The sequence below is a fragment of the Aeromonas sp. R4-2 genome, assembly GCF_040908295.1.
GTDB lineage: Bacteria > Pseudomonadota > Gammaproteobacteria > Enterobacterales > Aeromonadaceae > Aeromonas > Aeromonas veronii.
Window position 1 is genome coordinate 57,896 of record NZ_JBFODL010000006.1, and the last position, 26,057, is coordinate 83,952.

At 60.5% G+C, this 26,057-nt stretch carries 21 protein-coding genes; 10 read left to right on the plus strand and 11 right to left on the minus strand.

Going from position 1 to position 26,057, the window contains the following annotated elements; genetic code table 11:
• Positions 1 to 24: 24 nt before the first annotated feature.
• Positions 25 to 1,038, minus strand: coding sequence for a UDP-glucose 4-epimerase GalE (galE, locus tag AB5Y99_RS02440; protein ID WP_368208598.1), 1,014 nt, complete (start codon positions 1,036 to 1,038; stop codon positions 25 to 27).
• A 202-nt stretch (positions 1,039 to 1,240) separates the two neighbouring features.
• On the opposite strand from galE, the gene AB5Y99_RS02445 reads away from it, so the two are divergent.
• The 6 genes from AB5Y99_RS02445 to AB5Y99_RS02470 all read left to right on the plus strand — a co-directional run bounded on the left by AB5Y99_RS02445 (position 1,241) and on the right by AB5Y99_RS02470 (position 11,146).
• Positions 1,241 to 2,248: a substrate-binding domain-containing protein gene (locus AB5Y99_RS02445; RefSeq protein WP_041915397.1), complete on the plus strand. Its 1,008-nt coding sequence runs from the start codon at positions 1,241 to 1,243 to the stop codon at positions 2,246 to 2,248.
• Between the two features lie 189 nt (positions 2,249 to 2,437).
• Positions 2,438 to 5,497, plus strand: a complete 3,060-nt coding sequence (locus AB5Y99_RS02450) for a beta-galactosidase (protein ID WP_368208599.1) — start codon at positions 2,438 to 2,440, stop codon at positions 5,495 to 5,497.
• 276 nt (positions 5,498 to 5,773) lie between these two features.
• A complete protein-coding gene (gene mglB / locus AB5Y99_RS02455; RefSeq protein WP_005340747.1) occupies positions 5,774 to 6,760 on the plus strand; it encodes a galactose/glucose ABC transporter substrate-binding protein MglB in 987 nt (328 codons plus the stop codon).
• A gap of 53 nt (positions 6,761 to 6,813) precedes the next feature.
• A complete protein-coding gene (mglA, locus tag AB5Y99_RS02460; protein ID WP_368208600.1) occupies positions 6,814 to 8,334 on the plus strand; it encodes a galactose/methyl galactoside ABC transporter ATP-binding protein MglA in 1,521 nt (506 codons plus the stop codon).
• Positions 8,335 to 8,350: 16 nt separating this feature from the next.
• Complete coding sequence (gene mglC / locus AB5Y99_RS02465) at positions 8,351 to 9,361, plus strand: galactose/methyl galactoside ABC transporter permease MglC (protein ID WP_368208601.1); 1,011 nt, start codon at positions 8,351 to 8,353, stop codon at positions 9,359 to 9,361.
• Between the two features lie 51 nt (positions 9,362 to 9,412).
• Entirely contained in the window at positions 9,413 to 11,146 is a 1,734-nt protein-coding gene (locus AB5Y99_RS02470; RefSeq protein WP_368208602.1) for a methyl-accepting chemotaxis protein, read from the plus strand.
• A gap of 67 nt (positions 11,147 to 11,213) precedes the next feature.
• Here the strand turns inward: AB5Y99_RS02470 and trmA are convergent, their stop codons facing one another.
• Positions 11,214 to 12,347, minus strand: coding sequence for a tRNA (uridine(54)-C5)-methyltransferase TrmA (gene trmA, locus AB5Y99_RS02475; protein ID WP_368208603.1), 1,134 nt, complete (start codon positions 12,345 to 12,347; stop codon positions 11,214 to 11,216).
• Between the two features lie 170 nt (positions 12,348 to 12,517).
• Between trmA and AB5Y99_RS02480 the strand changes: the two genes are divergently transcribed.
• The gene (locus AB5Y99_RS02480) at positions 12,518 to 13,660 is read left to right on the plus strand and encodes a DUF5610 domain-containing protein (protein ID WP_368208605.1); all 1,143 of its coding nucleotides are present in this window, start codon (positions 12,518 to 12,520) and stop codon (positions 13,658 to 13,660) included.
• An 89-nt stretch (positions 13,661 to 13,749) separates the two neighbouring features.
• On the plus strand, positions 13,750 to 14,283 hold the full coding sequence (locus AB5Y99_RS02485; protein ID WP_368208607.1) for an ATP--cob(I)alamin adenosyltransferase: 534 nt from the start codon (positions 13,750 to 13,752) through the stop codon (positions 14,281 to 14,283).
• 99 nt (positions 14,284 to 14,382) lie between these two features.
• Here the strand turns inward: AB5Y99_RS02485 and malZ are convergent, their stop codons facing one another.
• From malZ to AB5Y99_RS02530, 9 genes are all read right to left on the minus strand, one after another.
• A complete protein-coding gene (gene malZ, locus AB5Y99_RS02490) occupies positions 14,383 to 16,212 on the minus strand; it encodes a maltodextrin glucosidase (RefSeq protein ID WP_368208609.1) in 1,830 nt (609 codons plus the stop codon).
• Positions 16,213 to 16,217: 5 nt separating this feature from the next.
• Positions 16,218 to 17,066, minus strand: a complete 849-nt coding sequence (locus AB5Y99_RS02495; RefSeq protein ID WP_064341032.1) for an HDOD domain-containing protein — start codon at positions 17,064 to 17,066, stop codon at positions 16,218 to 16,220.
• A 70-nt stretch (positions 17,067 to 17,136) separates the two neighbouring features.
• The gene (locus AB5Y99_RS02500; RefSeq protein WP_224969255.1) at positions 17,137 to 17,553 is read right to left on the minus strand and encodes an META domain-containing protein; all 417 of its coding nucleotides are present in this window, start codon (positions 17,551 to 17,553) and stop codon (positions 17,137 to 17,139) included.
• A 165-nt stretch (positions 17,554 to 17,718) separates the two neighbouring features.
• Positions 17,719 to 19,080 carry a molecular chaperone gene (yegD, locus tag AB5Y99_RS02505; protein WP_075116201.1) on the minus strand — a complete coding sequence of 454 codons (1,362 nt, stop codon included), beginning with the start codon at positions 19,078 to 19,080 and terminating at the stop codon, positions 17,719 to 17,721.
• A 92-nt stretch (positions 19,081 to 19,172) separates the two neighbouring features.
• The gene (locus AB5Y99_RS02510) at positions 19,173 to 20,162 is read right to left on the minus strand and encodes a 2-hydroxyacid dehydrogenase (RefSeq protein ID WP_005340720.1); all 990 of its coding nucleotides are present in this window, start codon (positions 20,160 to 20,162) and stop codon (positions 19,173 to 19,175) included.
• A 74-nt stretch (positions 20,163 to 20,236) separates the two neighbouring features.
• The gene (locus tag AB5Y99_RS02515) at positions 20,237 to 20,737 is read right to left on the minus strand and encodes a CreA family protein (RefSeq protein ID WP_368208611.1); all 501 of its coding nucleotides are present in this window, start codon (positions 20,735 to 20,737) and stop codon (positions 20,237 to 20,239) included.
• 26 nt (positions 20,738 to 20,763) lie between these two features.
• Positions 20,764 to 21,210, minus strand: coding sequence for a DUF962 domain-containing protein (locus AB5Y99_RS02520; RefSeq protein WP_043821502.1), 447 nt, complete (start codon positions 21,208 to 21,210; stop codon positions 20,764 to 20,766).
• 62 nt (positions 21,211 to 21,272) lie between these two features.
• A complete protein-coding gene (locus tag AB5Y99_RS02525) occupies positions 21,273 to 22,130 on the minus strand; it encodes a hypothetical protein (protein ID WP_058059403.1) in 858 nt (285 codons plus the stop codon).
• 147 nt (positions 22,131 to 22,277) lie between these two features.
• On the minus strand, positions 22,278 to 22,664 hold the full coding sequence (locus tag AB5Y99_RS02530; protein WP_005356952.1) for a TraR/DksA C4-type zinc finger protein: 387 nt from the start codon (positions 22,662 to 22,664) through the stop codon (positions 22,278 to 22,280).
• Positions 22,665 to 23,143: 479 nt separating this feature from the next.
• Between AB5Y99_RS02530 and AB5Y99_RS02535 the strand changes: the two genes are divergently transcribed.
• Together AB5Y99_RS02535 and AB5Y99_RS02540 are read left to right on the plus strand one after the other, a co-directional pair.
• Positions 23,144 to 24,475 (plus strand): glutamine synthetase family protein, encoded by a 1,332-nt coding sequence (locus tag AB5Y99_RS02535; protein WP_013723370.1) that lies wholly within the window; start codon positions 23,144 to 23,146, stop codon positions 24,473 to 24,475.
• A gap of 186 nt (positions 24,476 to 24,661) precedes the next feature.
• Entirely contained in the window at positions 24,662 to 26,023 is a 1,362-nt protein-coding gene (locus tag AB5Y99_RS02540; protein WP_368208612.1) for an aspartate aminotransferase family protein, read from the plus strand.
• Positions 26,024 to 26,057: the final 34 nt, after the last annotated feature.

The following is a 26,057-nucleotide window of genomic DNA, read 5'->3' on the forward strand; positions in this document are numbered from 1 at the left end:
TTTATTAACGGTGAGTAGGCTGGCCTACTCCTCGTAACCGTTCGGATTGGCAGATTGCCAGCGCCAGCTGTCGGCGCACATGGCGTCGATGTTGCGGGTCGCCTGCCAGCCCAGCTCGCGCTCGGCCTTGGCCGGATCGGCCCAGCAGGCGGCGATGTCGCCCGGGCGGCGCGGTTCGATGCGAAATGGCAACGGCTTGCCACAGGCAGCAGAGAAAGCGGCGACCAGCTGCAACACGCTCTGGCCCTGACCGGTACCCAGGTTGTAGGTGTGCACGCCACCCTTGCCGGCGCAGTGTTGCAGCGCCTTGACATGCCCTTCGGCGAGATCCATCACGTGGATGTAGTCGCGCACACCGGTGCCGTCCGGGGTGGGGTAATCGTTTCCAAAGACAGACAAGCAGTCGCGACGGCCGATGGCGACCTGGGTGATATAGGGCATCAGATTGTTGGGGATCCCCTGCGGGTCTTCACCCATGGTGCCCGATTCGTGGGCGCCGACCGGATTGAAGTAGCGCAGCAGGGTCATGCTCCAGTGGGGCTCGGCCAGCTGCAGATCTTCGACGATCTCCTCGATGATCAGCTTGGATCGTCCGTAGGGGTTGGTGGCGCTGCGGGGGAAATCCTCGCGGATCGGCAGATTGGCGGGATCGCCGTAGACGGTCGCCGAGGAGCTGAACACCAGATTGTGCACATTGGCCCGCTTCATCGCCTGCAGCAGGGTGAGGGTGCCGCCGAGGTTGTTCTCGTAGTAATCCAGTGGAATGCGAGTCGACTCACCGACCGCCTTGAGGGCGGCAAAGTGGATCACTGCGTCGATCTGCTGTTCGGCGAAGATCCGGTCCAGCAGGGTGGCATCGCGAATATCTCCTTGATAGAACACTGGTTGCTGGCCGCTGATAGCCGCGACTCGAGTCAATACGCTGCGCTTGCTGTTGCAGAGGTTGTCGACCACCACGGGATTCATACCTGCCGCTTGCAGGGCCAGACAGGTGTGGCTGCCGATATATCCGCAACCGCCGGTGACCAGAACATTCATCTTGCTCTCCACTGAAAAAGTGTCTGGAAGCAGTCTAGCCGAGGGTGTGGCGACCAAACTGTGAGCTTGCTTGCAAAACGGTGTAAACGATTACACTGTTTTTGTGATCATCCTGATGGCAGATATGCGTTTCACCTCTGTTTTCAAAGGGTTTGCTGGGTATAATGGCGCTCTATTGCACAGTGAAAGAAGTGAAAACAGCATGAGCACCATCAAGGATGTCGCCCGTTTGGCCAATGTGTCGGTGGCAACGGTTTCACGGGTGATGAACAACTCCCCCAAGGCCAGTGCCGCGTCTCGCGAAGTGGTGCAGAAGGCCATGGCCGAACTGGGCTACACCCCCAACGCCAACGCGCGGGCACTGGTCAGCCAGACCTGCGACACCATGGGGGTAGTGGTCGGTGACGTGGCGGATCCCTTCTTCGGTGCACTGGTGAAGGGGGTCTCCGGCATCGCCGTCGAGCAGAACCTTCACCTGCTGATGGGTAACGGTTTTCACAAGGCGCGTCAGGAGCGTGAGGCGATCGAGCTGCTGATCGGCAAGCGTTGCGAGGCGCTGGTGGTGCACAGCAAGGCGCTGAGCGACGAGGAACTTTACGATTACGCCATGCGAGTGCCCGGTATGGTGCTGATCAACCGCGATATTCCGGCCCTCAAGGGGCGCTGCATCGCCCTCAACAATCGGCTGGGGGCGGCTACGGCGACTCGCCACCTGATCGAGCTGGGCCACCGCCATATTGCCTTTATCAGCTCGGATCACGCCATCGAGGATGCCACCTTGCGTCTGCAGGGGTATCAGGATGGGCTGATGGAAGCCGGTCTGGCAGCCGATCCCGAGCTTATCGAGAGCGGCACGCCGAACGAGGAGGGGGGCGAGCGCGCCATGCTCAACCTGCTGGCCAAGGGGCTCAAGGTGACCGCCGTGGTGGCCTATAACGATGCCATGGCGGCGGGCGCCATCTCAGTGCTGGCCGACAACGGCCTGCGAGTGCCGGAGGAGGTTTCGGTAGTGGGCTTCGATGACATCATCTATGCCAGATATTTGCGCCCCAAGCTCTCCACCATGCGCTATCCCATTGAGCTGATGGCGGCCCAGGCGGCCAAGCTGGCCATTCAGCTGGCGGCGGGGGAGAGTGACGCGACCCAGAGCCGGATCTATACCCCCACCCTGATCAATCGCCACTCGGTGGCACCGGTTCGGGCCGGATAGCCCCCTTTTGCGGCCCTGTTCGGGGCCGTTTCTTGCACAGTTATTGTTTTACCTGTTTTTAATCATTTTTACTCCGCTTTACTTAACAAAATTAGTGTAATCGTTTACATCTGTGTGAGCGAGATCGCCGTTCCCTGCGTCATACTTCTCTAGACTGAATTCGTTTTTCAATCAGCAGGGAGAGAGTGAATGCTCAGGGAGATAGTGGCGCGTCAGGATTGGCAGACTCAGGCCATTACGTCGGTAAACCGTCTGGCTGCCCATACCCCCATGTTCAGCTGGCGCAGCGAAGCGGATGCCAGGGGTGATCTGGCCTCTTCCTCCCGTCTCTTGCTCGATGGCGAGTGGCGCTTCTCCTTCTTTGCCGCTCCCGAATTGGTGCCCGAGAGCTGGCTGGCGCAGGATCTGGTGGATGTTTGCCCCATTACAGTGCCGAGCAACTGGCAGCTGGATGCCGCCTATCCGGCCGCGCGGCCGCCCACCGATGGCCCCATCTATACCAATATCAAGTACCCCTTTCCTTGCGATCCGCCCCGAGTGCCAGCAGAGAACCCCACCGGTTGCTACTCACGCGAGTTCGAACTTCCTACCGACTGGCTGGCCAGTGGCCAGAGCCGGATCATCTTCGACGGGGTGAGCAGCGCCTTCCACCTCTTCTGCAACGGCCGCTGGGTCGGTTACTCCCAGGACAGCCGCCTGCCTGCCGAATTCGATCTGACCCCCTACCTGCACGCCGGTTGCAACCGGTTGGCGGTGCTGGTGCTGCGCTGGTCCGATGGCTCCTATCTGGAAGATCAGGATATGTGGTGGCTGTCGGGGATTTTCCGTTCCGTCAGCCTGTTGCACAAACCGGCCCGCCATCTGATGGATATCCGGGTCACCCCTGAGCTGGATGCCTGCTATCGGGATGGTCGTCTCAAGATTGCACTGCAGGTGGCCAATGGGGCCGGTCTGTCGGTGGAGGCCAATCTTTATGACGGCAGCGAGCGGGTCGCGGCCCTGCACCAGCCGATTGGCACCCAAACCATTGATGAAAAAGGGGCGTATGACGATCGCGCCGAGTGCTGGCTCGACGTGGTTGCGCCGCGCAAGTGGAGCGCCGAGACGCCCCATCTCTATCGCCTGACCCTGACCCTGCTGGACGAACAGGGCCAGGTTATCGAGAGCGAGGCATGTGATGTGGGCTTTCGGGTGGTGGAGATCCGTGGCGGCCTGCTGCGGGTCAACGGTCAGCCGCTGCTTGTGCGCGGTGCCAACCGTCACGAGCATCACCCCGCCAAAGGCTATGCCATCGATCGCGCCACCATGGAGCGGGATCTGCTGCTGATGAAGTGCCACAACTTCAATGCGGTGCGCTGCTCCCACTATCCCAACCACCCCGACTTCTATCGCCTCTGCGATCGGCTCGGTCTCTATGTGGTGGACGAGGCGAATCTGGAGACCCACGGCATGACTCCGATGGGGCGGCTGGCGCGGGATCCCGCCTGGAGCAATGCCTTTCTGGAGCGGGCGACCCGCATGGTGGCGCGGGATTTCAACCACCCCTCCATCATCATCTGGTCGCTGGGCAACGAGTCGGGTTACGGCCCGGCCCACGATGCCATGTATGGCTGGATCAAGCGCAGCGATCCGAGCCGTCCGGTGCAGTACGAGGGGGGCGGGGCCGATACCCCGGCCACCGACATCATCTGCCCCATGTATGCCAGAACCCATCAGGATCAGCCCTTCCCGGCGGTGCCCAAGTGGGCGCTGGCCAAGTGGATCGGCCTGCCCGGCGAGCACCGGCCGCTGATCCTCTGCGAATATGCCCACGCCATGGGCAACAGTCTCGGGGGCTACGCCCACTACTGGCAGGCGTTTCGCGATCATCCACGTCTGCAAGGCGGGTTTGTCTGGGATTGGGTCGATCAGGGGCTCGACAAATACACCATCGATGGTCGCCACTACTGGGGCTATGGCGGCGACTTTGGTGATGTGCAAAACGATCGCCAGTTCTGCTGCAACGGCCTGCTGTTCCCGGATCGCACCCCCCATCCCGCCCTGTGCGAGGCTAAGCGCGCCCAACAGCCGTTCCGTTTTGCCCTGCTCGAGCACACCCCGCTGCGGGTGCGGATCGAGAGCGAATACCTGTTTCGGGAAACCGATAACGAGCGGCTTTGCTGGCAGTTGTGTGAGAACGGCCATGTGCAGCAGCAGGGGGAGGTTTCCCTTGAGCTGGCGCCACAGGGGGTGATCGAGTTGACTCTGAGCGAGGCGTTGCCCCCCTTTGCGGCAGGCTCACTGGCCTGGCTCGATCTTGCCATCGTTCAGCCGCAGGCTACCCCCTGGTCGCAGGCGGATCACAAGGTCGCCCGTCAGCAGTTCACCCTGCCGACCCCCCTTGCCCTGCCAGCGCCGGTCGCTGCCGCCACCCTGAGCGAGCAGCCGGATGGCTGGCGGATCACCGCCGCAAACAGCCAGTGGCGGCTCGACAAGCTGAGCGGCCGCATCACCAGTTGGCAAAAATCGGGGCAGGAGCAGTTGCTGGCGCCGATCATGGATCACTTCTATCGGGCGCCGCTCGACAACGACATTGGCACTAGCGAAGCGGATCACGCCGACCCCAACTCCTGGATTGCCCGCTGGCAGGCTTGTGGTCTCGGTCAGTGGCAGCACCGCTGTCTGGGGATCGCGGTCGTCGGAGGGGATATCCGGGTCAGCCATGGTTACTTCCACCACGATGAGCTGCTGCTGGTGAGTCACTGGCATCACCGCTTTACCGACGATGGCGCCATGAGCCTGGAGATAGAGACCGAGCTGGCACAGGTGCTGCCGTCGCTGCCGCGGATTGGCCTGCTGCTTCATCTGGCCGAGGTACCGGCGCGAGCCGAATGGTTGGGACGCGGCCCTCACGAGAACTATCCGGATCGCCTGCTGGGCGCCGATCTGGGGCGCTGGAGCCTGCCGCTGGAGGCCATGCACACCCCTTACATTTTCCCGAGTGACAACGGCTTGCGCTGCGATACCCGCCAGTTGCAGCTGGGCAGCACGACGGTGAACGGCAGCTTCCATTTCAGTGCCAGCCGCTTCAGTCAGCAGCAGTTGGCCGCCGCCCGTCACCAGAGCGATCTGGTGGTTGAAGAGGGGCTGTGGGTCTGTCTCGATGGCGCCCACATGGGGGTGGGCGGTGATGACTCCTGGAGCCAAAGCGTGCGTCCCGAGTATCAACTGCTCGAGCGTCGTTACCGTTGGGGCTGCACTCTCCGTTAAGCCAGCTATGGAGGCGACTGTCGAGCCAGTGCGCCATTTTGACAACAGACCAGTAACGACTAGCCTCAATGCTGTGGGAAAGATTGAGTCTCAAATCTGATTTTTATTTATATGTATTTGAAAAATAAATATAAAGTTTCAATGTAACAGAGTGTAAACGTTTTCATTTTGTCGTCATGATCACAGAAGAAATGACAACAAACTGATTACATTGATTGGCGCTTGCTCAATTGCTCGCCACCCTACAACACAGATAGACACATCGGAGCACACATAATGAAAAAACTGACCACAGTTGCCGCCTTGCTGATGGGCATGATGGCTGGAGCCAATGCCCAGGCTGACACCCGTATCGGGGTAACCGTCTACAAATACGACGACAACTTCATGGCGGTCGTGCGCAAGGCCATCGAGAAGGAGGCGGCAGCCACTCCGGGGGTGGAACTGCTGATGAACGACTCCCAGAACGACCAGTCCAAGCAGAACGACCAGATCGACGTGCTGCTGGCCAAAGGGGTGAAGGCGCTGGCCATCAACCTGGTTGACCCGGCTGCGGCCCCGGTGGTGATCGAGAAAGCCCGTGGCGAAGATATCCCGGTGGTCTTCTACAACAAGGAGCCGAGCGCTACCGATCTGGCCAGCTACGACAAGGCCTACTACGTGGGCACCGACTCCAAGGAGTCAGGGATCATCCAGGGTCAGCTGATTGCCAAACACTGGAAAGCCCATCCGGAGTGGGATCTGAACAAGGATGGCGTGATCCAGTTCGTGCTGCTGAAAGGGGAGCCGGGCCACCCGGATGCCGAAGCGCGCACCTCCTACGTGGTCAAGACCCTGAACGATGGCGGCGTCAAGACCGAGCAACTGCACATGGATACCGGTATGTGGGATACCGCCATGGCGAAAGACAAGATGGACGCCTGGATCTCCGGCCCCAACGCCAACAAGATCGAAGTGGTCATCGCCAACAACGACGGCATGGCAATGGGTGCAGTCGAGTCACTGAAAGCTCAGGGCAAGACTGCCATTCCGGTATTCGGCGTCGATGCGCTGCCGGAAGCGCTGGCCATGGTCAAGAGCGGTGCCATGGCGGGTACCGTGCTGAACGATGCGGCCAACCAGGCCAAAGCCACCTTCGAGCTGACCAAGAACCTGGCTGAAGGCAAACCGGCCGGTGAAGGCACCAAGTGGAATATCGTCGACAAGGTAGTACGTGTTGCCTACGTCGGTGTGGATAAAGACAACCTGTCCCAATTCGAGTAATTCCCTCCTCCAGGGCAAGGGAGATCCCCTTGCCCTTTTTTCAACCAGATGTGATGGCTGATATGACAACACAGCAACAATCAGAATGGCTGTTGGAGATGATTGACGTCAGTAAGAGCTTTCCCGGCGTCAAGGCACTCGATAATGTCAATTTACGGGTCCGTCCTCATTCTGTGCATGCGTTGATGGGCGAGAACGGAGCGGGAAAATCCACACTGCTCAAGTGCCTGTTCGGCATTTACGAGAAGGATCAGGGCAAGATCTTCTTCAAGGGGCAGGAGATCAACTTCACCTCCTCCAAAGAGGCGCTGGAAAATGGCGTCTCCATGGTGCATCAGGAGCTCAACCTGGTGCTGCAGCGTACCGTGATGGACAACATGTGGCTCGGCCGCTACCCCACCAAGGGGTGGTTTATCGACCACGGCAAGATGTATGACGACACCAAGCGCATCTTCGATGAGCTGGATATCGACATCGACCCCAAGGTGAAGGTCGCGACCCTGTCGGTCTCCCAGATGCAGATGATCGAGATCGCCAAGGCGTTTTCCTACGATGCCAAGATCGTCATCATGGACGAACCCACCTCCTCGCTGACCGAGAAAGAGGTGAATCACCTCTTCAAGATCATCAACAAGTTGAAGGACAAGGGGTGCGGCATCGTCTACATCTCTCACAAGATGGAAGAGATCTTCCAGCTCTGTGACGAGATCACCATATTGCGGGATGGCCAGTGGGTGGCAACCCAGCCGCTCAAGGGGATGACCATGGATCAGATCATCGGCATGATGGTCGGTCGCGAGTTGACCCAGCGCTTCCCGGAAAAAACCAACCAGCCAAAAGAGGTGATCCTCGAGGTCGAACATCTGACGGCGAAGAACCAGCCCTCCATTCAGGATGTGACCTTCAACCTGCACAAGGGGGAGATCCTCGGTGTCGCCGGGTTGGTGGGGGCCAAGCGCACCGACATCGTCGAGACCCTGTTCGGCATTCGCGATCGCAGCCAGGGCAGCATCAAGCTGCATGGCAAAGAGGTGGCCAACCACAACGCCCACGAAGCGATCCGCAACGGCTTTGCGCTGGTGACCGAGGAACGCCGCTCCACCGGTATCTACTCCCGTCTCGATATCGCCTTCAACTCCCTCATCGCCAACATGGACAACTACAAGGGCTCCATGGGGCTGCTCAGCGACAACAAGATGAAGAGCGATACCCAGTGGGTCATCGACTCCATGCGGGTCAAGACGCCGACCCAGCAGACCCAGATCGGCTCCCTCTCCGGGGGCAACCAGCAGAAGGTGATCATCGGCCGCTGGCTGTTGACCCAGCCGGAGATCCTGATGCTGGACGAACCGACCCGCGGCATCGACGTGGGGGCCAAGTTCGAGATCTATCAGCTCATTCTGGAGCTGGCGAAGAAGGAGAAGGGGATCATCATCATCTCGTCAGAGATGCCGGAATTGCTGGGGATCACCGACCGCATCATGGTCATGAGCAATGGCCGGGTCGCCGGGATCGTCAACACCAAAGAAACTGACCAGAGCGAGATACTGCGCCTGGCATCTCTGTACCTCTAGAGACAGGAAGACATTTATGGAGTCGGCTAAAAATTTCAATCTGATGCGGGCGCTCAAGGAGAACGGCATCTACGTGGTGCTGCTGGTGCTGCTCATGATCATCGTGATCAAGGAACCCTCCTTCCTGAGTCTCACCAACTTCAGTAACATCCTGACCCAGTCCTCGGTGCGGGTCATCATCGCGCTGGGGGTGGCAGGCATCATCATCACCCAGGGTACGGATCTGTCGGCCGGTCGTCAGGTCGGTCTGGCAGCGCTGATTGCGGCGACCATGCTGCAGGCGCTGACCAACGTCAACAAGGTGTTCCCGACGCTGGGGGAGGTGCCCATTCCTGCGGTGATCCTGCTGGTGTGCGTGGTGGGTGCCCTGATAGGTCTGGTCAACGGCCTGATCGTCGCCTATCTGAACGTAACCCCGTTCATTACCACCCTGGGGACCATGATCATCGTTTACGGTATCAACTCCCTCTACTTCGACTCGGTGGGTGCCTCGCCGGTGGCCGGTTTTGACCCCCGCTTCTCCAGCTTCGCCCAGGGCTTTATCCGGATCGGCGGCTTCAAGCTCTCGTACCTCACCTTCTACGCGGCCATTGCCAGCCTCTTTGTCTGGGTGCTGTGGAACAAGACCCGCTTTGGCAAGAACATCTTCGCCATCGGCGGCAACCCGGAAGCAGCCAAGGTTTCCGGCGTCAACGTGGCGGTTAATCTGGTGATGATCTATGCGCTGGCTGGGGTCTTCTACGCCTTCGGCGGCATGCTGGAAGCGGGCCGGATCGGTAGTGCCACCAACAACCTCGGCTTCATGTACGAGCTGGATGCCATCGCGGCGTGCGTGGTGGGCGGCGTGTCGTTTGCCGGCGGGGTGGGAACGGTCGCGGGTGTGATCACCGGCGTACTTATCTTCACCCTGATCAACTATGGTTTGACCTATATCGGGGTCAGCCCTTACTGGCAGTTCATCATCAAGGGCGGCATCATCATTCTGGCGGTGGCCCTGGACTCCATGAAGTACGCCAAGAAGAAATAACGATTGGCAGGGAGGGTTGGCGCTGCCAGCCCTCTCTTCTGGAGGGAACCCATGCCATTCAAGGTCAAGATTTACCTCTTGCTGCTACTGGCCATTCTGGTCACCATCGGCACCGCCGGGCTCAGCGTCAACCACTTCATCAGTGGCTACATTCGCACTCAGGCCACCCACAACATCAACGAACAGATCACCCTGGTCAAAGAGAAGCTGGCCAGCGACATCAATCAGAAAATCCTGTTGGCCGCCAACCTCAACTTCGGGGTGACCAACGTCAAGAAGACCCTGCAAGAGACCGGTTTTCACAACATCGTCAAGGTGATCGGCGACATGGCCTTCGACGTGAGCGGGGTCATCAACGACAGCGCCAAAGTGGATGCGCTGCGCAAGCTGATCCCCGCCGCCAATAACCAGATCACCGTCAGCCCGCTGCAACAGGTGGATGGCAAGCCGGTCATCACCATTCTGGTGCCGCGCGGTGCCGATTCCGCATATCTCTACTACCTCGACATGAGCGAGTTCAAAAGCCTGCTGGAGAAGATGAGTGGCGATGGCCGCTACTTCTCGCTGGCCGACAGTCAGGGCAACAGCCTCTATAACAGCAAGCCGCAGGGGGAGAGCGAAGCGCGCCCCAACCAGCTGGATATTCGCGGCAGCAGCTGGACGCTGACTGGCTACATCGACCTCGACTACATCCAGGCGATGACCCGTGCACTCAACGGCCAGATCATCATGGCGCTGCTCGGTGTCGCCGTGGTGGTGATGGTGCTTGCCATACTGGCACTCAACGTGGCTTATCGCCCTATCCTCTCGCTGCGGGATCTGGTGCTGGAGCTCTCTCGCGGCAGTGGCGATCTCACCCGCCGGCTGGCGGTGACCAGTACCGATGATCTGGGCCAGATCTCGGCCGGGATCAACCGCTTTATCGAGCGGCTGCAGGAGATGATGGGGGAGGTGCGACAGGCGAGCGGCCAGCTCAACAGCGGTATCGAGGGGCTGGCCAGTCAGACCGGCGCCGCCCAGTCCCTGCTGGCGGACCATGTACGCGAGACCGAGCAGGTGGTGACCGCCATCAACGAGATGAGCCGCACCGCGGTCTCCGTCTCCGAGAGTGCGGCCAGCACTGCCCGGCTCACCGGCCAGAGCCAGCAGCTGGCAAGCCAGTCCCGTCAGGTGGTGGATCAGGCGATGGTCAGCGTGATGGCGCTGGTGGACGAAGTGGAAGCCACTGCTCGCTCCATCGAGGCGATGCAGCAGGATGTGCAGCAGATTGGCTCTGTGCTGGGGGTGATCGGCAGCATTGCCGAACAGACCAACCTGCTGGCCCTCAACGCCGCCATCGAGGCGGCCCGCGCTGGTGAACAGGGGCGTGGCTTTGCGGTGGTGGCAGACGAGGTGCGTTCCCTCGCGGCCCGCACCCAGCAGAGCACAGCCGAGATCCAGACCATGCTGGCCAGTCTGCAGCGAGGCACCCGCACTGTGGTGGATGCCATGGGCAATACCAAGCAGAGCTGTCAGGGGGCGGCCGAGAACACTACCAGGGTCAACGAGTCGCTGGATCTGATGGCGGGAGAAGTGGTGGAGATCAACGATCTCATCAGCCATATCGCCACGGCGGCGGAGCAGCAGAGCGCGGTGGCCGAAGAGATCAATCGCAACATGAGCGCCATCGCTGAAGTGATCCGCCAGCTGACCCACAATGGCGAAGCGACGGTCGCCAGCTCTGCGGCGATGCAGCAGACCTACGACCGGCTGCGGGAGATCGTGGGCCACTTCCGGTTGGAGTGAGGCCGGTGTTCAGTCACTAACAAAACAGGGCCATCCGGCCCTGTTGTTGTTTTCCTGTCTGCCTGAATCAACCGGCCTTGCGGCGCAGATAGACCCCGGCTTCCATGTGATGGGTCCAGGGGAACTGGTCGAACAGGGCGAAACGGGCGATCTCGTGGGTTTCGCCCAGAACGGCCATGTTGGCCTGCAGGGTCTCGGGGTTGCAGGAGATGTAGAGGATGTTGTCGTACTCCTGCACCAGCTTGACGGTGGCATCATCGAGACCGGCGCGGGGCGGGTCGACGAAGATGGTGTTGCACTGGTAGCTCTTGAGGTCGACCCCCTTGAGGCGGTTGAACTCCCGCTCGCCACGCATCGCCATGGTGAACTCCTCGGCTGACATGCGCAGGATGATCAGGTTGTCGACGCCATTGGCGGCGATATTGAACTGGGCGGAGTCGACGCTCGGCTTGGCGATCTCGGTGGCCAGCACCTTGCGGAAGTTCTGCGCCAGCGCGATGGAGAAGTTGCCGTTGCCGCAATAGAGCTCCAGCAGGTCCCCTTCGCTCCCCTTGGTCACATCCAGCGCCCAGGCCAGCATCTGCTCGTTGATGGCGGCGTTGGGCTGGGTGAAGCTGTTCTCCACCTGCTTGTAGGTGAGCTGGCGACCCGCCACGTTGAGCTGCTCGATGACGAAGTCATCCCCCAGACAGATCTTCTGCTTGTGGGCGCGGCCAATCAGCTGCAGCTCGAACCCTTTGGCGCGCAGAGCGGCCTGCAGCGCTTCGGCGGCTTGTTGCCATTCGGCCTCCAGCTTGCGGTGATAGAGCAGGCTGACGATGATCTGGCCGGACTGGGTGGAGAGGTAGTCGATCTGGAACAGCTTGCGACGCAGCACCTGATGGGGACGCAGCCCCTCCAGCAGCAGCGGCATCAGCTGGTTGATGAGGCGGCTGGCAGTGGGGAAGTGGTCGACCCGGATAATTTCTTTGGTCGCCGGGGCATACATGCAGTGGAAGAGGTCGTCCCCCTCGTGCCAGATGCGAAATTCGGCGCGCATCCGGTAGTACTCCGCCGGCGAGCTGTGCACTTCCAGCGCCGGGAGGGTGAAGCCGGCAAACAGCTCGGTGAGGCGAGCGTGCTTTTCGTCGAGTTGGGCCTGATAGTCGGCCGCGGTTCTAGGCGCCGGAGCGTTCGCGGAAGGCTGTTGGGATTGGGTCATAAATACCTCACATGCACACCGGCCGGGCCGGGTCGAAATCGGGGGAAGGCAACAGGCCACCCAAAGGGGCCCGATTTTAAAAGCCAGCCGCAGATTGTCCAGCATTTTGTGGTCAAGAAGTGTTCAGTCAGGCCGATAGCTGATCTACAGGCATGGTGGGAGGACACATTATGCAGATCGAAGGAGTGGGCGCAGCCCAACCCAAGGGAGTGGGTGTTTCTCCCAAATCGCCGCAACAGGCGGAGCAGAAACAGGTCAAGAGCGAGGAGGAGGTCTCCTTGCACAAGCCGCCCAAGTGGGCGCAGGTGCTGATCCAGCAGGCATTGCAGTTCTCGCTGGAGATCAACGGCCAGGGCTATCAGGCGCCGAAGGTGAAAGAGCCCGAGGAGATCACCCCGGAGACCCTGTTCGACTTCCAGTCGGTGGCGGACAACGTGCTGCAGTTCGTGACCGGGCGGCTTGGTGCCGCGCGCGCCGATGGCAAATCCGACGACGACCTGACCGGGATGATGGAGCAGGCCCGCAAGGGGGTCGACAAGGGCTTTGAGGAGGCAAAGAAGCAGCTCGGCAAGTGGGCGACTGACAACGACGATATCAAAACCGGTATCGATCAGAGCTACAAGCTGATCCAGAAAGGGCTCGAGGAGTTCGAGAAGGAGTTCTTCGGCAAGGTCTCCCCGACCGACATGGGACAGGCCGAGATGGCCAGTCGCCAGCAGGGGTATCTGGAGATCCAGACCAAGGATGGCGACAAGGTAGTGCTGCGCTTCAACGACAGCTGGCAGACCAAGTCCCAGAGTAGCGAGAGCGGCAGCCAGTTCAGCCTCAAATCGAGCCAGAGCTTCAGCTTCTCGCTGGAGGGGGATCTCAGCAGCGACGAGATGGAGTCCATCGGCAAGCTGGTCAAGGGGATCGACGAGCTGGCGGGGAGCTTCTTCTCCGGCAACTTCGAGGATCTGCTGGATAAGGCGAGCGAGCTGAAACTGGATGACAGCCAGTTGGCCTCCTACTCCCTCAAGCTCAAGCAGAGTGTCAAGCTGAGCCAGACCTATCAGGGGGCGCACTCCCTGCAGGATTTGATCAAGCCGTTTGCCGACTACCTGCCCAAGCTGGATCAGGTGCAGAAACAGGCAGATACCCTGCTGCCACCATCCCAGCAACAGGCGCTGACCCCGGCCGTGCTGGCCGCGAGAGGGGAAGGGGAACCGGCACAGGTCGATCGCTTCACCAGCTTCAACCAGCGAATGCTGGAGGCGCTGCGGATGATCAACCAGTTCCAGCCCTCCACCGAGCCCGCCAGTAAGAACGCCTGAGCCACAGCGTGTAACGCAAGTAATGACCTGCCGTTTGCCAGCCCTTCCCGGGGCTGGCAAACTGGCCTTTTCTCCAATCCGGTTGCCCCATGAACCCCAAGAAGCCAAGAGACAAGCGCGAGCTCTGCTACCCCTTTATCTTCGAAACCTCGCTCAAATGTGATTTTGAAATCGCCACCGACGAGCTCTGCTGCCAGGTCGGTGCCGTGCTGTCACACCTCTCGCCGGATGCCGATATTGCGCCCATGCTGGCGGATCTCGCGGCGTTGCAGCGGCTTATCTATAACCTCAACGGTTCGGTGCGCGGCAAACTGGGGATCTTCGAGGCAGACCTTGAGTGGCTCAAGACCCGTTATGACCACTACAACGAGGCGAGCCGGGGCCGGGTCACCGGTTTTGTGCTGCCGCAAGGGCCGCAGCCGATCCCGACCCTGCATCTTTGCCGCTGTGGCAGCAAGAAGGTGGTGCGACTGCTGGTGCGCCTCGAGGAGAGTGGCGTCAGCTTCGACCCCATCCTCTACCGCTTCGCCAACCTGCTGGCCAACTTCTTCTTCGTGCTCACCGTCTATCTCAAACAGCTGTGGCAGGTGCCGGAAGTGCCCTACGTCAGCATCAACTACTGATGGCGGCTGGTTAGTGGCCAGACGTTATGGTGGATTGAACGGAATAAAAAACCGGAGCCTTGGGCTCCGGTTTTGTTTTTCAGCATGTCAGTTGCCCGCTCAGCTGGAGATCAGCACCCTGGCCGAGTTGGCGGGGATGGTGAGCTGCACCTCGCCCTGCTCCACTTCAAACTTCTCGCCGTTGAAGGCGTCGGTGAAGCGGCTGGCGGGGCTCGCGGTCTGCCACAGGGGCAAGCTGATGGTGCGCGGCTCGCTCGGATGGCGGTTGCAGGCCACCACCACCTGATCGCTTTGCAGGGTACGGGCGAACACATAGCTGTGGGGCCCGGCGTAGAGGGTCTGGATATCGCCACGGCGCAGGGAGGGGCGCTGGCGGCGGATCTGGATCAGCCGACGATAGTGGTCGTGCAGCACGTGATCCCAGTCTGTGGTATCCCACGGGAAGCAGCGGCGGCAGTCCGGATCGTTGCCGCCGGAGAGCCCCACTTCATCGCCGTAGTAGATGGAGGGCACGCCGATATAGGTGAGCAGCAGGGTGGCGGCCAGCTGCATCCGCTGTTTGTCCTCTCCCAGCAGATGGAGGAAGCGGGCGGTATCGTGGCTGTCCAGCAGGTTGAACTGTGCCAGCTGGTTCTTGAACGGGATGTGGGCCCGCGCCAGTTTGAGCCAGCGATCCAGCTCTTCGGCGCTGATCTTGATGGGGTGGTAGGCGATATCCTGCCCCGCCAGGAAGGCGCGGATCGGGTGGGCGAAGCCATAGTAGTTCATGGCGCCATCCTCCTGATCCCCTTGCAGCCACTGGCTCGCCTCGAAGAAGTGTTCGCCGAGCACATAGGCGTCCGGGTTCTCCTGCTTCACTGCCCCGCGAATGGCGCGTACATGGCTGCGGTTGCCCTCGGCGGTGCCGCGCTCACCCAGCATGTGGATGACGTCAAAGCGCCAGCCATCGATCTGGTAGGGGGCGCGCATCCAGTAACGGAGGATGGCGTCGTCGGCCCGATAGACGGCGTCTTGCACCTTCTCGCAGGAGAAGTCGAGCTTGGGCAGGCTGCGAATGCCCTTCCAGCTGACGTAATCCCCTTCTTTATCAAAGGTGTAGAAGCTGCGCCACGGGGAGTCCGGGTTGCTCTGGGCCCCCAGTGGCGGGCAGAACCAGGGGTGCTCGGTAGAGGTGTGGTTGACCACCGCATCGAGGATGATCTTCATGCCACGCTGGTGCAGGTTGCGGGTCAGCTCGGCGAACTGCTCGTTGCTGCCGAGGTGGGCATCCACCTTGAAGTAGTCCTGGGTGTCGTACTTGTGGTTGCTCGGCGAATCGAAGATGGGGTTGAGGTAGAGCGCCGTCACCCCGAGAGATTGCAGGTAGTGCAGCTTGGCATCGATGCCTGCCAGATCGCCGCCGTAAAATTCGCAGGCGCCGTGGCCCTCTTCGTGGCGACTGACCGGCTCGCCCCACGCCTTGCTGATCACCGCCTTGCCACGGTACTCGTACTCGTGATGCTTGACGCTCAGCGACGGATCGCCGTTGCAGAAACGGTCGGGGAAGATCTGGTAGAACACCTGATCCTGCACCCAGGTCGGTGGCTGGTGCAGGCTGTTGAAGCGAAAATGTTGCTCCCGTGGCGGCATGGACGCGCTGACGCCCGCCCCGTGCAGCCACCACTGCTCCTCGTCGGTGAGGCACTTGAAGCTGTAGAGGTGGATATCCTGTCCCTTGATGAGCGGCAGGGTCGCCTGCCACACCTGCAGCCGATCGCGGGTGGAGACCGCCGTCATCGGGATCAGGTACTCCTCGTTATCCGGCTCGTGGCGCAGCCACACCTCGCGGATCGGCGCATCCAGCTCACTAAAGAGGGTCAGTTGCAGTGCGTCGGCGCTCTCTTTGAACCAGGGCGCCACCTGGGGATGAAACAGAAACGGATGGGTCATGATGCTTATTGAGTCAGAAGATCGGCGAGGGCATTACCCTGTTCATGCAATGTTTCGAGCTGGCCTGCCAGCGACTTGGGATCCAGTCCCAACTGGTCGGCGAGCGGTTTGGGGAAGCGGGCGATGATGGCCTGGGCAGGCACCCCGGCGTTCCAGGCGAAGGAGATAAACACGGCGAGGCGGATCAGCACCGCCTCCTTGCTGACCGGATCGTGGGAGAGCGGGTCAAGCTGTTGGGAGATAGCATCGACGAAGGCCTCGGAGAGGTTCCAGCGCCGCGCCAGCTCGGCACCAAGCTGGGCATAGTCGTAGCCCAGCATCTCCCGCTGGGCCTCGACCCGGCTGCTGCCGTTCTGGATCGCCATGTTGATGAGTTCCGCCTCTTCCGGCAGGGTGCTCTGGATAAGCAGTTCACCGATGTTGTGGATCAGGGCGCAGGTGAAGGCGGTCTCGGGATCCATCACCTTGGCCTCCTGGGCCAGGGTCTTGGCGATGGTGGCGACCTGGAAGGTCTCGGTCCAGAACTTGTTCTTGTCGAAGCTGGGCGGGGCCTTGAAGGTACCGATGATGCCGGAGGCGACCACCACGGAGCGCAGCCGGTTGAAGCCGAGCCGGATCACCGCCTGTTCGATGGAGGTCACTTCGTTGCCCCGGCGCAGGGCGGCCGAGTTGGCCATCCGCAGCACCTTGACGCTGATCACCTGATCCATGGCGATCTTGGCCGCAATCTCGTCGATGCGGGCATTCTCGTCGTTGAAGCTCTGCATCAACTCGTGCAGCAGCTTGGGAATAGTGGGGAGTTGTTTGATCTTGTCAAACAGGCGATCCATCGACATGGCTGAGGCAGCCTCCATTGCGAACTCTGCCTCATATTGTGCCACAGCCGGACAACATGTTCCTGTTTGTGATGCGGCTTTGTGAGCGCTAGAACACCCAGTCGCGCAAGGTGTATTCCAAACGGTGCTGTTTGCCCTGCAGGATCAGGTTCTGACTGGTGCCGCTCAGGGTCGCACCCTCGGTAAGGGTGGTCAGTACGGCCCGTTCGATAGTGTCGAGCGGCGGCATGCAGGCCATTTCGGTGCTGCCCAGACTGGTGACCCACAGCTTGTCATCTTCCAGATGGCCCTGACCGAAGTAGCGGTTGCAACCGGCGATGCCGTTAACGGTGAAGTGCTCGCCGATCTCGAAATCGGGAGGATTGTCGCGGGGGGCCTTGATCGGTTCGCCATTCAGTTTGCTCAGTACCCAGTGGTGGTGTTGCAGATCTTGCTGAACAAAGGCGGTCGAGCTGCAGCCAGCGAGCAGTAACAGGGGGATCAGCAAAAAGGGCAATCTGGGCATGAGGGGGCTCCGGTTGGGGGAGCGTCAAGAATACCCTTTTTGGGCAGTCGGGAGCAGGGCGGGAGAGGGGACGCCCGACCGCTTCTGTCGCCCCTTGTCCCGCACGACTGTCGCTTAATGGCAACACACGGGTGATGTTGCCATCGATTTACGCTATCTCAGGGCTCAGTTGGCGAACAGCCGCTCGGCATAACGGGCAAGACCGGCAGCCACCGAGCCGAAGTCATCGCCACCCTCGAGCGGGATGGACGGGAGCTTCTGGCGGATAAAGCTGGCGATCAGCGGCGAGCGGGCGCTACCGCCGGTGACGAAGATACGATCTGGCTGCACACCGGCGGCGGCAATCGCTTCGTCCATCAGCTCGCCAATCTTCTCCAGCAGCAGGGCCGAGGCGTTGGCCAGCTGTTCGCGGGTCAGCTCCGCTTCCAGCCCTTTTTCCAGCTCGGCCAGCGACTGGCGATTGAGCTCCTGCTCCGAGAGGGCGATCTTGCCCTGCTCGGCACGCCATACCAGCTGGTGGCTCAGCTTGTGGGCCCGCAGGTTGGCCAGACGCCCCAGCTTGCTGCCGGGCTGGCTGTCGAGCTGCAGATCCTGCAGCTGGCGGGCGGTGTCGAGGCTGTAGAAGCGGCTCTGGGCGCTGACGTCGTTGATGGCGGCCGCATCCCAGAACAGCGGGTGGGGCAGCGGCTTGCCGGTCTTGAGGGTCTCGTGCATGCCGAGCAGCGGCATCATCCCCTCCACCGTCAGGCGGATATCGAAGTCGTTGCCGCCGATCCGCTGGCCGCTGTGGCCGAGCAGATCGCCGCTGCGATCCAGCTGATCGCGGTAGCTCGGGCCCATCCGCAGCATGGAGCAGTCGGTGGTACCGCCACCGATATCCACCACCAGTACCACGGCGTCTTCGGTGAGGCGCGCCTCGAATTCAAACCCGGCGGCCACCGGCTCGTAGAGGAACTCCACCTGCTCGAAACCGGCCAGACGGGCCGCCTCGGTCAGGATGGCGATAGCTTGCTGGTTGCTCTCTTCCCCAGCCAGACCCTGGAAGTTGACCGGACGGCCGATCACCGCCTGGCGGATCGGGGCGCCGAGCTGCTGCTCCGCCTGCTGGCGAACGTGGAGCATCATGGCGCAGACGATGTCTTCAAACAGGGCGATCTGGGGAGCCTTGAGGCCATAAGCCCCGAGGAAGGATTTCGGCGATTTGATGTAGTAGCCGTCGTCCGGCTCTTCCAGATAGCGCTCCAGCGCGGCACCGCCAAAGCTCAGCTCGTCGATCAGTCCCTCTTCGCGCATCTGGCGGCGAACCATCTGGGCGCGGGTGACCACGGGGCCACGCAGCTTGAGGTATTCCGCCTGCTGGGCGGGGGCCAGCCCTTCGGCCAACAGACCGGCGATAGCATCCCGGTGGGGCGCATGCAGGGTGGAGGGGAGATAGCGGGATGCGCCAAGATTGAGCAGCCTGGGGCTACCTTGTTCCATCACGGCCACGGCACAGTTGGAGGTGCCGTAATCAAATCCGATAAACATGGGCGCCAGACTCCTGAATAAAAAAGGGGGGCTAGCCTACCCGAAGGCGCCGGGTCTCACAACCCGGCGCGTGACGAAGAGAGGGCGAGCCCTTATTCCACTTCGTTGTCGCAGCGGCCCTGGCTCTCGATGGCGCGGATATTGCCGAGGGTGGTATCGGCGATGGCGTGCAGTGCCTCGCGGGTCAGGAACGCCTGATGGCCGGTGAACAGCACGTTGTGGCAGGCGGACAGACGGCGGAACACGTCATCGGTGATCACCTCGTTGGACTTGTCGGAGAAGAAGAGATCCTCTTCCTCTTCGTAGACGTCCAGCCCCAGCGCGCCGATACGGGAGGTCTTGAGTGCCTCGATGGCAGCGTTGGAGTCGAGCAGGCCGCCACGGCTGGTGTTGATGATCATTACCCCGTCCTTCATCTTGGCGAACGCCTCCTTGTTCAACAGGTGGTAGTTCTCTTTGAACAGCGGGCAGTGCAGGCTGATGATATCGGATTGGCGGAACAGAGTATCGAGATCCACGTACTCGGCACCCAGCTCGATGGCTGCCGGATTCTGGTAAGGATCGTTCACCAGCAGGCGAACCCCGAAGCCCTTGAGGATACGCAGGGCGGCCAGACCGATCTTGCCGGTGCCGATGACGCCAACGGTCTTGCCATGCATGTTGAAGCCGACCAGCCCTTCCAGCGAGAAGTTGGCGTCGCGGGTGCGCTGATAAGCCTTATGGATGCGGCGGTTGAGGCACATCATCATGCCGACAGCATGCTCGGCGGTCGCCTCGGGGGAGTAGGCGGGTACTCGCACCACTTTCAGCCCCAGCTCTTTGGCAGCCGCCAGATCCACGTTGTTGTAACCGGCACAGCGCAGGGCGATCACCTGGGTACCGTTGGCGGCCAATTCGGTCAATACCTCGCGGTCGGCATCGTCATTGACGAACAGACACACCACCGGGAAGCCGTGAGCCAGTCGGGCCGTTTTGGCCTCCAGCCGCACATCGAAAAACTCCAGGTCGAAGCCGTACTGGCTGTTGGCCTGGTTGAAATGCTCTTTGTCATAGCTCTTGGTACTGAATACGGCGACTTTCATGGTATGTGCTCCGCAGCGTGTGTGTCGTCAAATTACAACAAAATGGGTCAGCTATCACCGGACAAACCGGCTGGTTATTGTCCCCACGGCATAATGGGAACGGCGCTGACTGCACTCTTGTACGAACCATCCACCAGTTTGGTGCTGTAGGTCAGGTAAACCAGTGCATTACGTTTCTTGTCGTAAAAACGCACCACTTTCTGCTCCTTGAACACCAGCGAAGTGCTGACATCGAACACCTCTTCTCCCGCCTTCAGCTTTTCGGGCAGGGTGATGGGGCCGATCTGGTGGCACGACAGGGAGGCGTGGGAGGGATCTTCCGCCAGGCCCAGCCCGCCTTTTACACCACCGGTCTTGGGGCGCGCCAGATAGCAGGCGACGCCGTCGATGCGCGGGTCGTCGAACGCCTCCACCAGGATCTTGTGGTTCGGGCCTAACAGCTTGAAGGCTGTGCTCACTTCACCGACCGGGTCGGCCTTGTCGGCCAGCGCCGGGCCGGCAAACAGGGCCCCCAGCAGCAGGGGCAGGGGCAGGGGGCGGCGCAGGGCATTATGTCGCGTGTGGTTATGTGTCATGGTCTCTCCTGTTGGCCCGGTACTCCTCAATAGGGAATACCCAGGCGACGATAGAGGCTGGCAAGCACCCAGGCGGGGCCTATCAGCAGAAATTGCAGGTCGGCGAGGAAGGAGGGGCGCTTGCCCTCGATCTTGTGGCCGACAAACTGGGCTATCCAGAGCAGCACGAACGCTGCCACGGCCGGCCACAACAGCGGCCCCTGCCATTGGTGGCAGATCCACAATCCCAGCGCGGTTAGCCCGGCCATCCCCGCGAACAGCGAAAACGACAGTTGCAGATAGAACAGCAGCACCGGAATGGCTGCCACTGCCGCCCAGTTGAGGGGCTCTGGCAAGGGCCCGTGTGGCAGACACCAGAGCAGCGCCAGCGAGCAGAGATAGATGCCCGGCACCGCCAGCTTGTGGATGGCGACGTTGACCGGATGGCGATGACTCTGGCCATACTGCGCAAACCACTCCTGGATTCCTTTCATGGCACCTCCCTGGCGCACTGTGTTCTCGCAGCCTGACCTTCGTGGTCAGGCGTTCGTGATGCTTATCCTTGCGGTGGATACTCCCAATATTGGGCCGGAATGGATTTTAGCAACGGGGTCATATCCGGATTGGGCAGGGCGATGGTGACCCGCTGATCGAGGTTGGCGCTGGCGAGCGCTTCGCGGATCTTGGGGTTGTCATGGAAGAACTTCATAAAGCTGCCATCGGCATAGGCACGCTCCAACCCGGTCTGAATCGCCTTGGCCAGCTTGGGGTATTCGGGGCTGACGAAGAAGAACTGGGCGAAGGGGTAGCGGATCAGCAGATGCTGCTCGATGGCGAGGTTGGGATACTGCGCCACCAGCTCGCTGCGCTCGGCGAAGATCTCCACCAGGGCGCGCGGGAAGAAGTCGATCTTGTCGCCGTCGTTGATAAGGCGAAACAGGCTGCTGTATCGGCCGGAGAAGGTCGGGATACCCGCATTTTCCAGAATTTTGTTATCGGCCCAACCGACCCCTTGCGCCGCCTTCAGCTGTTTGAGGTCGGCCAAGGTATTGATCTGGTTGAACTTCTCCTGAGCATCTGCGTGGATGAAGGACAGTCGCAATCCTTCCAGCCCGCGAAACAGCGGAATGGGGACGGCAATCAGGGAGGATTCGAGTGCGCTGGAGGTGCCCATCCAGAAGACGTTGATGGTCTTGCCCTTGCTCAGCTGCTGCTGGAGGGTGAACTGGTTGAGGTCGAGTTCGACAGGCTGGATGCGAAAGGGTTGCCCGGAGCGGGTCAGGGCCAGTTCCAGCAGCTTGTACTGGTACTCCTGGTCAAGATTGTTGACGGGACGGCTGGGGACCTTGACCGTCAGAACCTGTGCTTGTGCCAGCAGTGGCAGGCACAAACACAGCTTGATGAGCCATTTCACTCTCTGTTCTCCTGTAGATTCCGGAAGGTGTCCGGAGTCTAACAGAACTTGTCACCATCTTGCTGCGAGGCGTTGTGCAAGGTTTGAGCGCGGGGCCCTGCCTTGCTGGCGTCTGTTGCACCAGAATGGTGACGGTTCTTCGAAGAATCAGGCGACGCGACGGAACACGTGGGTATCGTTAAATTCCTTGGTGCTCTGGCATTCGACGCAGAAACGGGATTCCGGACGGGCATGCAGCCGCTTGAGGGAGATCTCGTCACCGCAAGATTCGCAGTAACCAAAATCCCCTTCGCTGATGCGCTTCAATGCGCCCCGCAGCTTGCGCAGGTGCAGCTTGTCGTGCTCGATGCGGTTCAGCTCCAGACGGCGGGCTTCCTCGATACTGGCACGGTCAATTTCATCAGCCATCTCGTTGGTGTCGGTGGCGATGGCCTGGCTGGCCTGGGAGTTCAGGCGCTCTTCGAGCTCGACGATCTGTCGCTCGATCTGCCCCTTGTAAAAGGCCAGTTGGTCTTCAGTCATGAAATCACACATACGATTAACTACCAGTCAGTTTACTAACCCAATTATCCCTGTTTATGGGGGCTGTCTGCCTACAGACCAAGCCCTTGTATCCCGATTTGCACCTGTTTCATGCAAGAGAGTGCAAATCAGGGCGGGCCTTGTACCAAAAAAATGCAGCCAAGCAAAGCAAATAGGATAAGGATTGTGCGCCCTTGCAAAAAAATGGTCCGTTCCTGCGGGGGATTGGTCGGGATCTGGCGCCTGCTTCACCCTCTGTTGGCATCGCCTTTGCAACGATGAGAGGGGGGGCTTCGTACGGATTTGAGTGTTTAGTATTTGGTGCCGCCTTGGTCATTATATGCGCCGTTATTTATAGTTTTTTAAACACGCCCGCTTGACATTGCCCTTGATGGCGGGCTTTTATGGTGATGTTGATTACAATTTTATAACAAGGGTGTTCCATATATTAGACACCCTTGCCAATGGCAACCGTAAAGTCGGGGTTTAACATGGACAGTATCAAAGGCTGGATGGAGAGCAATCGCATCACGGAAGTGGAGTGCCTGTTCCCGGATTTCACCGGCAACGCCCGGGGCAAGATCATCCCAGCCAACAAGTTTTTGCGCGAAGGGGGCATGCGTCTGCCCGAGGTGATTTTCACCCAGACGGTGACCGGTGAATATCCGGATGACGACAGCATGATCGACCCGCTGGAGCGGGACATGCAGCTCTATCCCGACCCCAACACCATCCGTTTTGTCCCCTGGGCGCTGGAGCCCACTGCCCAGGTGATCCACGACTGTTTCGACGTCAACGGCAAGCTGATCGACATCGCGCCGCGCTCCGTGCTGCGTCGGGTTCTGTCATTTTACGAGAAGCAGGGCTGGAAGCCGGTGGTGGCGCCCGAGCTGGAATTCTATCTGGTCACTCGTAACGAAGACCCCGATTATCCGCTGGTGCCGCCGGTCGGTCGCAACGGCCGCCCGGAGACCGCCCGCCAGTCGTTCAGCATCGATGCGGTCAACGAGTTCGACCCCATCTTTGAAGACATGTATGACTACTGCGAGGCGCAGGAACTGGAAGTGGACACCCTGATCCACGAGTCGGGCGCCGCCCAGATGGAGATCAACTTCCTGCATGGTGATGCCATCGATCTGGCGGATCAGGTGTTCCTGTTCAAGCGCACCATGCGTGAAGCCGCTCACCGCCACGGCATCTATGCCACCTTCATGGCCAAGCCGATGAGCGACGAACCGGGGTCGGCCATGCACATCCACCAGAGTCTGGAAGATGTGAACGGCCACAACCTGTTCGGTACCCCGAACGGCGGCAACAGCGAACAGTTCATGCACTTCATCGCCGGTTTGCAGAAATACACCCCGGCGGTGACAGCCCTGCTGGCCCCCAACGTCAACTCCTACCGCCGCCTCACCTTTGGCGAGAGCGCGCCGCGCAACGTCCAGTGGGGGGTGGAAAACCGCACCTGCGGCCTGCGCGTGCCCTTCTCCGATCCCAGTGCCCGCCGGGTGGAGAACCGCTTCGCCGGTGCCGATGCCAACCCCTATCTGGCGCTGGCCGCCACTCTGGCCTGTGGCTATCTCGGCATGATGGAGAAGCTGGAGCCGCTGCCGGAGATGAAGTCGAGCGCCTATGACCTGCCCTACAGCCTGCCCCGCTCGCTGGAAGAGGCGCTCAGCCATCTCGAACAGTGCGAGCCCATCAAGGAGATGCTGGGGGAGCGCTTCACCCGCGCCTTTGTTGCGGTCAAACGCAAAGAGTACGAGACCTACTTCGGGGTGATCAGTCGCTGGGAGCGGGAGTTCCTGCTGCTGAACGTCTGATCCCCCTGTAACGGGGAGGTCGGAGTCGGCCTCCCCGATCCCTGTATCGAAGAGACCGGAACGCGAGTCAGGTGGCGGCAGCCACCTGTGAGTGGTTGTGGCTGCGAGCATGCAAGCCCGCCTGACTACCCACCTGACTATTTGACGACTGAATATTGCCAAATCGAAGGAACCGAGGAGCAACAAATGCAGCAGATAACCCGTGAGTGGCAACAACTGGATGCCAGCCACCACCTGCACCCCTTTACCGACTTTCAGGCCCTGAACAAGAAGGGTTCGCGCATTATTACCAAAGCCAGCGGCGTCTATCTGGAGGATTCCGAGGGCAAACGCATTCTCGACGGCATGGCGGGGCTGTGGTGCGTCAATATGGGCTATGGCCTCCAGGAGCTGGTGGATGCCGCTACCCGCCAGATGCAGCAGTTGCCCTACTACAACCTCTTCTTCCAGACCGCTCACCCGCCGGTGATCGAGCTGGCGACCCTGCTGGCCGAGGTGACGCCAGCCCATCTCAACCACGTCTTCTTTACTGGCTCCGGCTCCGAGTGCAACGACACCGTGCTGCGGATGGTGCGCCACTACTGGGCCAGCAAGGGTCAGCCTGACAAACAGGTGATCATCAGTCGCCACAACGCCTACCACGGTTCTACCGTGGCGGGGGCGAGCCTGGGCGGCATGAAGGGGATGCATGCCCAGGGTGGTCTGCCCATTCCCGGCATAGTGCACATCGATCAGCCTTACCACTTCGGTGAGGGGCAGGGGATTAGCGCCCACGACTTCGGGCTGGAGCGGGCCCGTCAGCTGGAGCAGAAGATTCTGGAGCTGGGGGTGGACAAGGTGGCTGCCTTTATCGGCGAGCCGATCCAGGGGGCGGGCGGCGTCATCATTCCGCCTGACAGCTACTGGCCGGAGATCCAGCGTATCTGCGATCACTACGGCATCCTGCTGATCGCCGACGAGGTGATCTGCGGCTTTGGCCGCACCGGCCACTGGTTTGCCAGCGAAGGGTTTGGCATCAAGCCGGACCTGATGTGTCTGGCCAAGGGGATCACCTCCGGTTATCTGCCGCTCGGCGCTGTGATGGTGAGTGACCGGGTTGCCAAGGGGCTGGTGGAAGAGGGGGGCGAGTTCAACCACGGCTTCACCTACTCGGGTCATCCAGTCTCCTGCGCCGTGGCGGTGGCCAATATCCAGCTTATGCAGAAAGAGAGCATAGTTAAGCGAGTGCATGATACTATCGGCCCCTATTTGCAGCGCCGCTGGGCGGAGCTGGCCGATCATCCGCTGGTGGGAGAAACCCGAGGCAAAGGATTGGTCGCCGCGCTGGAAATCGTTGAGGATAAGCAGACCAACCGGCGTTTCCCGGCTCAGGCAAATGCGGGGATGACTTGCCGGGAGTTCTGCTTTAACAATGGCTTGGTGATGAGGGCGGTAGGCGATACCATGATCATATCGCCCCCCTTGGTCATCACCGAGGAACAGGTTGATGAATTGGTCGATCTGGCCAGGCGCAGTCTGGATCTGACAGCTGCAAAGCTGAAGGGTTGAGGCAGGTCGGGCAGGTTGGCATGCGCATACAATT

Coding starts and splice junctions, on each gene's coding strand:
- galE (WP_368208598.1), bottom strand. CDS start 1,038: ATGAATGTTCTGGTCACCGGCGGTTGCGGATATATCGGCAGCCACACC.
- AB5Y99_RS02445 (WP_041915397.1), top strand. CDS start 1,241: ATGAGCACCATCAAGGATGTCGCCCGTTTGGCCAATGTGTCGGTGGCA.
- AB5Y99_RS02450 (WP_368208599.1), top strand. CDS start 2,438: ATGCTCAGGGAGATAGTGGCGCGTCAGGATTGGCAGACTCAGGCCATT.
- mglB (WP_005340747.1), top strand. CDS start 5,774: ATGAAAAAACTGACCACAGTTGCCGCCTTGCTGATGGGCATGATGGCT.
- mglA (WP_368208600.1), top strand. CDS start 6,814: ATGGCTGATATGACAACACAGCAACAATCAGAATGGCTGTTGGAGATG.
- mglC (WP_368208601.1), top strand. CDS start 8,351: ATGGAGTCGGCTAAAAATTTCAATCTGATGCGGGCGCTCAAGGAGAAC.
- AB5Y99_RS02470 (WP_368208602.1), top strand. CDS start 9,413: ATGCCATTCAAGGTCAAGATTTACCTCTTGCTGCTACTGGCCATTCTG.
- trmA (WP_368208603.1), bottom strand. CDS start 12,347: ATGACCCAATCCCAACAGCCTTCCGCGAACGCTCCGGCGCCTAGAACC.
- AB5Y99_RS02480 (WP_368208605.1), top strand. CDS start 12,518: ATGCAGATCGAAGGAGTGGGCGCAGCCCAACCCAAGGGAGTGGGTGTT.
- AB5Y99_RS02485 (WP_368208607.1), top strand. CDS start 13,750: ATGAACCCCAAGAAGCCAAGAGACAAGCGCGAGCTCTGCTACCCCTTT.
- malZ (WP_368208609.1), bottom strand. CDS start 16,212: ATGACCCATCCGTTTCTGTTTCATCCCCAGGTGGCGCCCTGGTTCAAA.
- AB5Y99_RS02495 (WP_064341032.1), bottom strand. CDS start 17,066: ATGGAGGCTGCCTCAGCCATGTCGATGGATCGCCTGTTTGACAAGATC.
- AB5Y99_RS02500 (WP_224969255.1), bottom strand. CDS start 17,553: ATGCCCAGATTGCCCTTTTTGCTGATCCCCCTGTTACTGCTCGCTGGC.
- yegD (WP_075116201.1), bottom strand. CDS start 19,080: ATGTTTATCGGATTTGATTACGGCACCTCCAACTGTGCCGTGGCCGTG.
- AB5Y99_RS02510 (WP_005340720.1), bottom strand. CDS start 20,162: ATGAAAGTCGCCGTATTCAGTACCAAGAGCTATGACAAAGAGCATTTC.
- AB5Y99_RS02515 (WP_368208611.1), bottom strand. CDS start 20,737: ATGACACATAACCACACGCGACATAATGCCCTGCGCCGCCCCCTGCCC.
- AB5Y99_RS02520 (WP_043821502.1), bottom strand. CDS start 21,210: ATGAAAGGAATCCAGGAGTGGTTTGCGCAGTATGGCCAGAGTCATCGC.
- AB5Y99_RS02530 (WP_005356952.1), bottom strand. CDS start 22,664: ATGTGTGATTTCATGACTGAAGACCAACTGGCCTTTTACAAGGGGCAG.
- AB5Y99_RS02535 (WP_013723370.1), top strand. CDS start 23,144: ATGGACAGTATCAAAGGCTGGATGGAGAGCAATCGCATCACGGAAGTG.
- AB5Y99_RS02540 (WP_368208612.1), top strand. CDS start 24,662: ATGCAGCAGATAACCCGTGAGTGGCAACAACTGGATGCCAGCCACCAC.